We start from the raw sequence: 417 nt of genomic DNA on the forward strand, positions 1-417 counted from the left end.
CGGGGTGGTGTCCGGCGCGATCGGCACGGCGCCCGGCGCGGAATCCGCACCGGTACCGGAGGACCCACCGTCGGGTCCCGAGGGAGCGGGAGGCAGGGGAGGGAGGGCGCTTGTCGGAGGCAGGGCGCTCGCGGCGAAGGGCGCGGACACCGAGGTGCCGCCTCCCGACCGCTGCTGCTCGGAGGACCCCGCCGTGGAGGGGCCCGCGGCGGACGACGGCGCGTTGCTCCGGCCGCCCGCCTCCGCAGCTGCCGTCTCCTTCGACGCGGCCCCGGCTGGATCCGTGGTCTGCGGTGCGCTCACCGACGTCGCGTCGGTCGACGGTGCATCGGCTCCGGGCTCAGGCTCGGGATCGAGTTCCTCGGCGTCCGGACCGACCGTGCCCGCCTCCTCCGTCACCGCGCCGAGACCTGCGGC

Annotated in this window: 1 pseudogene; it reads right to left on the reverse strand. The window is 77.2% G+C overall.

The annotated features are described in order from the left end of the window. Window positions 1-417, reverse strand: a pseudogene (locus tag ACH61_RS18765) (hypothetical protein); the annotation flags it as partial.

The sequence above is a fragment of the Rathayibacter tanaceti genome, assembly GCF_001634385.1.
GTDB classification, from domain to species: Bacteria; Actinomycetota; Actinomycetes; order Actinomycetales; family Microbacteriaceae; genus Rathayibacter; species Rathayibacter tanaceti.